We start from the raw sequence: 6,763 nt of genomic DNA on the forward strand, positions 1-6,763 counted from the left end.
CCGCCACGTCGTCGACCACCGTGCCGGCGAGCTGCGCCGGGCACTGCGCGACGCGGTCCCCGACGGCGCGGCGGCCGTCATCGACCCGGTCGGTGGGTCACTGTCCGAGCCCGCCCTGCGGTCGCTGCGCCGCGGTGGCCGGTTCGTGACGGTCGGCTTCGCCTCCGGTGAGATCCCGCGTATCCCGCTGAACCTGGTGCTCGTGAAGGGCGTGCAGGTCGTCGGCTTCCAGTTCGGCGACGTCGACCCCGGCGAGTACGCGCGCAACGAGGGCGAGCTGCGTGCGCTGTTCGAATCGGGACGGGTGGCCCCGCACATCGGCGCGGTCTACCCGCTGGCCGACACGGCGTCGGCGCTGCGCCGGGTGGCCGACGGTCAGGCCGTCGGCAAGGTGGTCATCGACCTCCGGTGATCCGCGTCAGCCGGCCGGGATCAGGTCGGCGGCCACCGAGGGACACGCCATCTCACCGCAGCGGAAGGTCTCGATGTAGCCCACGCTGTTCGGGTCACCCACGGCGGTCAGTGCCTGGGCCTTGAAGGCCCGTGCGGCCGCGCTCAGTTCATGCCGCACCGAGTCGATGTTGCTCTCCAGCTCGGCCGGCCACTGCTCGCCCCAGAGGGTGACCTCGGTCATGCCCTGATTCAGCGCGGTGAGCACGTGCATGCGCACCCGGGGGTCGGCGGCGAACATGTCGGCCGACACCGCGACGGTCTGGGGGTGGGGCCGCTGCGCCCACGACTGCAGGACCGACTCGAGGTCCATCACGACCGCACCGAGGATCTCCAGCGGCCGCACGTCCTCGCCGTCGCCGTCGAGCAGCACGGTGACGTCCCAACCGGCCATCGCGCGGTCGTACAGCCAGCCGCCGGCGAACTTCACGGCGTCCGACACCCCGGGCGCGACGACGTCGAGCCGGTACCTCATGTCGAAGTCGACGCTCACTTCTCCATCACCACGCTGTGGTCCGCCACGGGAGTGAACTCGCGGGCCAGCATCTCGGCGTATCCCTTGAACGCCTCGGTCAGGGGTATCGAAGGATCGAGTAACCATGAGGTCTCCATTCCGTTGACGAAGGCAAGGATCTCGACGGCCTTGGTGGCCGCGTCGATCCCCTGGCGGTACCGACCGGTGAGCTGACCGCGCCGGATGATGTCGGCCACGATGTCGACCGCGGCGCGGTGACGTCGGACGAGTCGGTCGTGCAGGGGGGCGTCGGGCGCGATGTTCTCCACCAGCAGCACCGTGAACGTGCCCACCAGTTCGGGCGCCCGCTCGAAGCGTTCGGCGACCCGGGCGATCTCTTGGAACAGGTCGCCGGTCCGGTCGGCGTGGGTGTCGTCGTCGAAGTCGCGGGCGTCGAGCACCGCGTTGAGCAGCTGTTCCTTTGATTCGAAGTGGTGCAGCAGCCCGGCAGGCGTCACCCCCGCCTCACGGGCGATCTGGGCCAGCGAGGTGTTGCGCCAGCCGTTGCGGGCCAGCAGCCGTTCGGCGACTCCGAGGATGCGCTGACGACGGTCCTCGCCCTTGGCGAGCAGCGTGGCGTAGGGCCGTGGCGACTGCAGCGCGGACACCGAACTCCTTCGTTCAACCAACCGACTGAACACACAGTAGGTTGGTTGAGCCCATGTGACAAGGGTCTCAGCGGACGAATGTTTGGACCCCAGATCACTCGAGGTTGGCCTCGGCGAATCCCGTCGCAAAGGTGTCAGAACCCGCCTCAACGCGGTGCCGGCTGGCGCACGATGTCGGGTAGCAATCTCACCGAGGGAGACGACAATGACCAACCCAAGTGCGACGACCAACCCATCTTCGACCGTCGACCATCAGGCGGTGGCGACCAAGCACCGCGCCATGTGGGCCACGGGTGACTATCCGCGACTCGCGGCGGAACTGGTGTCCCCGCTCGGCCCCGTGTTGGTCGCCGCGACCGGCATCGGAGAAGGCGACCGCGTGCTCGACGTGGCGGCCGGCACGGGGAACGCATCGATCCCCGCCGCGGAGACCGGCGCCAGTGTCGTCGCCAGCGACCTGTGCCCCGATCTGTTGGAGGCCGGCGCCAGGTCGGCCGCCGAGCGCGGCGTCGACCTCGAATGGCGGGAGGCCAACGCGCACGAACTGCCGTTCGGCGACGCCGAATTCGATGTGGTGATGTCCTCCATCGGGGTGATGTTCGCGCCGTTCCACCAGCTCGCGGCGAACGAGATGGTGCGGGTGTGCAAGCCGGGCGGCAGGATCGGGCTGATCAGCTGGACACCGGAAGGCCACATCGGGAAGTTGTGGGCGGCGATGAAGCCGTACGCACCGCCACCCCCGGCAGGTGCGCAGCCCCACCGCTGTGGGGCCAGGAGGATCACGTCCGCGCGCTGCTGGGCGACCGCGTCACCGATGTCGTCACCGAGCGTCGGATGTTGAAGGTCGACCACTTCGCCGACGGGGCCGAGTTCCGCGACTACTTCAAGGCCACCTACGGGCCGACGATCGCCGTCTACCGCAACATCGAGGGTGATCCGGACCGGGTGGCAGCGCTCGACGCGGAGATCGCCGCGGTGGGTGACAGCGTCCTGAGCGCGTCGTCCAGCATGGACTGGGAGTACCTGCTGCTGACCGCGACCAGGGCCTGACCCGGAGACGGAGCTACAGGCCCAGCGACTTGGCGATGATCACCTTCATCACCTCGCTGGTGCCGGCATAGATGCGGGCCACCCGCGCGTCCGTGTACAGGCGCGCGATCGGGTATTCCATCATGTAGCCGTAGCCGCCGAACAGCTGCAGGCAGCGGTCCACCACGCGGGCCTGCATCTCGGTGCAGAACAGCTTGACCCGTGCCGCGTCCGCGGGCGACAGTTCACCGTCGACGTGCAGGGCGACCGCGCGGTCGAGCATCGCCTGCGCCGCCTCGACCTCCGTCGAGCAGGCAGCCAGTTCGAACTTCGTGTTCTGGAAGGATGCCACCGGGGTGCCGAACGCCTTGCGGTCGCGGGTGTACCCGATGGCCGCGGTGATGGCCGAACGGGCCTGGGCGACCGAACCGACCGCCACCGTCAGCCGCTCCTGCGGCAGGTTGTGTCCGAGGTAGGAGAACGCCTCGCCCTCCTCCCCCAGCAGGTTCGCCGCGGGCACCCGGACGTCGGCGAACGACAGCTCGGCGGTGTCCTGCACCTTGCAGCCCATCTTCTCGAGCTCGCGGCCACGGGTGAAGCCGGCCATCCCGTCCTCCACCACCAGCAGGGACAGTCCCTTGCGCCGGTTGTCCGGGTCGGTCGACGTGCGGGCGACCACCACCACCAGGTCGGCCTGGATCCCGCCGGTGATGAACGTCTTGGCGCCGTTGACGATCCAGTCGTCACGGTCCCGCACCGCGGTGGTGCGCACCCCGGCGAGGTCGGATCCCGTCCCGGGCTCGGTCATCGCGACGGCCGACAGCAGTGTCCCGTCCGCCAGGCCGGGGAACCAGCGGCTGCGCTGTTCGTCGTTCGCGTAGTGCAGGAAGTACGGCAGGATCACCTCGAGCTGCGTGCGCACCGTCGACAGCGTCACCAACGCCCGCGCCGCCTCCTCCTGCAACACCACGTTGTAGCGGTAGTCGGGAATGCCTGCGCCGCCGTACTCCTCGGGGATCGCCATGCCGAGCATGCCGAGGGCGCCCATCTGTTTGAAGACGTCGCGCGGCATCCGGCCGGCCTTCTCCCACTCGGGGTAGTGCGGCACCACCTCCTTCTCGACGAAGTCGCGGGCCAGCTGCCGGAACGCCTCGTGGTCCTCGGTGAACAGGTTTCGCTGCATGGGTCTCCTACCGTCAGGCGACGAGTTCGACCAGCGTGGCGTTGGCCGTGCCGCCGCCCTCGCACATGGTCTGCAACCCGTAGCGAATTCCGTTGTGTCGCATGTGATGGATCATCCGCGTCATCAGCACCGCGCCGGATGCGCCGAGCGGGTGGCCGAGGGCGATCGCCCCGCCGAGGGGGTTGAGTCGGGCCTCGTCGGCGCCCGTGTCGGCCAGCCAGGCCAGCGGGACCGGTGCGAACGCCTCGTTGACCTCGTACACGCCGATCTCGTCGATCCTGACGCCCGCCTTGTGCAGCACCTTCTCGGTGGCCGGGATCGGCCCGGTGAGCATCAGCACCGGATCGGCCCCGGTGACCGCGCCGGCGCGGTAGCGCACCAGCGGGGTCAGTCCGAGTGCGATCGCGTTGTCCTCGGCCATCACCAGCAGCGCCGCCGCACCGTCGGAGATCTGTGACGAATTGCCGGCGTGGATGACGCCGTCCTCGGCGAAGGCCGGCTTGAGCCCGGCGAGCTTCTCGACCGTGCTGCCCCAGCGGACGCCTTCGTCGGCGATCACCGGCTCGGCACCGTCCGGGAACACCGGCACGATCTGCTCGTCGAACGCCTTGTCGTCCTGCGCTGCGGCGGCCAGTTCGTGCGAGCGCACGGAGTACTCGTCGAGCCGGGTGCGGGAGAACCCCCACTTCTCGGCGATCATCTCCGCCGAGATGCCCTGGTTGAACCCGAAGTCCGGGTATCGCGCAAGCACTTTCGGGCCGTACGGCATCCCGGTCGACCGCGCGGCGCCCAGCGGCACCCGGCTCATCACCTCGACGCCGCCGGCCACCACGACGTCCTGCTGACCCGACATCACGGCCTGCACGGCGAAGTCCAGCGCCTGCTGGCTGGACCCGCACGCGCGGTTCACCGTCGTGCCGGGGATGTGTTCGGGCCAGCCCGCGGCCAGCACCGAGTACCGGCCGATGTTGCTCGACTGGTCGCCGACCTGCGAGACGCAGCCCCAGACGACGTCGTCGATCACGTCGGGGTCGACACCGGCGCGCTCGACGAGTTCGTTGAGCACGACCGCGGACAGGTCCGCCGCGTGCATCCCCGACAGCCCGCCGTTGCGTTTGCCGACCGGCGTGCGGACCGCCTCGACGATCACCGTTTCGCGCATGAGACTGCTCCGATCCACTCGAGAACTACTGGTAGGCAGGGCCGATCGCCCGCTGCTTGCGCAGCGCGGCGATCTCCTTGGCGGTCAGGCCGATCCCGGTGAGCACCGAGTCGGTGTGCTGGCCCAGCCCCGGCACGGCGCCCATCGGCTGCTCGAAGTCCGAGATGACCGGCGGTGGTCGCAGCGCCATGATCTCACCGCCCGGGGTGTCCACCGGCCGCCACCGGTCGCGGGCGGCCAGGTGCGGGTGTGCGACGACCTCGCTGGGCAGGTTGTAGCGGGAGTTCCCGATCCCGGCGTCGTCCGCCTTCTTCTGGATGTGCGCGAGATCGTGCTGTGCACACCATGTTCCGATGGCGTCATTGAGGGCGTCGCGCCGCCGAACGCGGTCGGAGTTGGTGGCGTACGCCGCGTCGTCGGCCAGGTCGGGCCGGTCGATGATCTCGCGGGCGAGCCGTTGCCACTCGCGGTCGTTCGTCGTGCCGAGCACGACGGTCTGGCCGTCGCGGGTGGGGAACGAGCCGTAGGGCGCCACCGCGGGCGAGCTCATGCCGAGCGGCTGCTGGTCGATCCCGGAATGCTGGGTGTAGGTCAGCTGATAGCCCATGATGTCGGTCATGGTGTCGAAGAGGCTGACGGCCACCGACGGTGCCGCGCCGCCGGCCCGGTGCCCGCGGGCGTAGAGCAGCGTCACGATCGACAGCGCCGCGTACAGCCCGGTCGAGATGTCCGCCACCGGCGGACCGGGTTTGGCCGGCATGCCGGGGTAGCCGGTGACGGCGCACGCCCCAGATTCGGCCTGGATGAGCAGGTCGTACGCGCGCTTGTCGGAGATCGGCCCGCCGGGGCCGTAGCCGTCGATCTCCACCCCGATGACCTGCGGGTGCCGGACCTCCAGGTCCGCTGCGGCCAGGCCCATTCGCGCCATCGCACCCGGCGCCAGGTTGGACACCAGCACGTCGGCGCCGTCGAGCAGCCGGTGCAGCACGTCAACGCCGCCTGCGGCCTTGAGGTCGAGCGTGACCGACTCCTTGCCGCGGTTGCACCACACGAAGTGGGCGGCCTGGCCCCTGACGACGTCGTCGTAGTGCCGGGCGAAGTCACCGCCGTTGGGGTTCTCCACCTTGATCACCCTGGCGCCGAAGTCGGCGAGGACGCGGGTGCACATCGGCGCCGACACCGCCTGCTCCAACGTCACCACCGTGATGCCGGCGAGCGGCGCCTGATCAGTCATCGCGTCCGATCATCACATGACCATGCCGCCGTCGACCGGCAGCACCTGGCCGGTGACGTACGACGCGGCGTCGGAGGCCATGAAGACGAACGCGCCTGCCACCTCGGAGGGCTCGGCCCACCGCTTCAGCGGGATGCGGTTCATCATGTTGGCCGCGAACTTCTCGTTGCTGCGGATGGTCTCGGTCATCGGCGTGGCAGCCAGCGGGGCGAGCGCGTTGACCATGATGTTCTTGATCGCCAGCTCGCGGGCGAGTGACTTGGTGAAACCGATGATCGCCGCCTTGGCGGCCGAGTAGTTCACCTGGCCGAGCGTGCCGGTCAGGCCCGCCGCGGACGTCACGTTGATGATCCGCCCGGTGCCGTCGGTCGGCACGTACGGCAGCGCCGCCTGGGTGACGGTGAACGCCCCGAGCACGTGCACGTCGAACAGCAGCCGCATCGAATCCTGGGTCGTCTTGCCGAACATCGCGGGCCTGGTCACCCCGGCGTTGTTGACGACGATGTGCAGCGCGCCGTCGGCGAGGCCGGCGGCCTGCTGGGTGGCTGCGGCGGCCGAGTCGGGGTCCGAGACGTCGAGCGCC

7 protein-coding genes and 1 pseudogene are annotated in these 6,763 nt (G+C 69.7%); 2 read left to right on the forward strand and 6 right to left on the reverse strand.

Annotated elements, in window-relative coordinates; all coding sequences use genetic code 11:
• Window positions 1-412: zinc-binding dehydrogenase (locus Q2100_RS28555; protein WP_302916745.1), on the forward strand; the 412-nt coding region annotated here is incomplete at its 5' end.
• 6 nt (window positions 413-418) lie between these two features.
• On the opposite strand, the gene Q2100_RS28560 is transcribed toward Q2100_RS28555, so the two are convergent.
• Together Q2100_RS28560 and Q2100_RS28565 are read right to left on the reverse strand one after the other, a co-directional pair.
• Window positions 419-925, reverse strand: a complete 507-nt coding sequence (locus Q2100_RS28560; RefSeq protein WP_269893667.1) for a hypothetical protein — start codon at window positions 923-925, stop codon at window positions 419-421.
• A gap of 14 nt (window positions 926-939) precedes the next feature.
• Window positions 940-1,572, reverse strand: a complete 633-nt coding sequence (locus Q2100_RS28565; RefSeq protein WP_264015586.1) for a TetR/AcrR family transcriptional regulator — start codon at window positions 1,570-1,572, stop codon at window positions 940-942.
• Window positions 1,573-1,852: 280 nt separating this feature from the next.
• Here Q2100_RS28565 and Q2100_RS28570 point away from each other — a divergent pair.
• Window positions 1,853-2,622: pseudogene (locus Q2100_RS28570) on the forward strand (class I SAM-dependent methyltransferase).
• Window positions 2,623-2,635: 13 nt separating this feature from the next.
• On the opposite strand, the gene Q2100_RS28575 reads toward Q2100_RS28570, so the two are convergent.
• The 4 genes from Q2100_RS28575 to Q2100_RS28590 form a co-directional block, all read right to left on the reverse strand.
• Window positions 2,636-3,784, reverse strand: a complete 1,149-nt coding sequence (locus Q2100_RS28575; protein ID WP_302916746.1) for an acyl-CoA dehydrogenase family protein — start codon at window positions 3,782-3,784, stop codon at window positions 2,636-2,638.
• Window positions 3,785-3,797: 13 nt separating this feature from the next.
• A complete protein-coding gene (locus tag Q2100_RS28580) occupies window positions 3,798-4,946 on the reverse strand; it encodes a thiolase family protein (RefSeq protein WP_302916747.1) in 1,149 nt (382 codons plus the stop codon).
• A 25-nt stretch (window positions 4,947-4,971) separates the two neighbouring features.
• Complete coding sequence (locus Q2100_RS28585; RefSeq protein WP_302916748.1) at window positions 4,972-6,180, reverse strand: CaiB/BaiF CoA transferase family protein; 1,209 nt, start codon at window positions 6,178-6,180, stop codon at window positions 4,972-4,974.
• 12 nt (window positions 6,181-6,192) lie between these two features.
• Window positions 6,193-6,763, reverse strand: a 571-nt coding sequence (locus Q2100_RS28590; protein ID WP_302916749.1) for an SDR family NAD(P)-dependent oxidoreductase, incomplete at its 5' end; no start/stop codon positions are given.

The sequence above is a fragment of the Mycolicibacterium arseniciresistens genome, assembly GCF_030519285.1.
Classification (GTDB): domain Bacteria; phylum Actinomycetota; class Actinomycetes; order Mycobacteriales; family Mycobacteriaceae; genus Mycobacterium; species Mycobacterium arseniciresistens.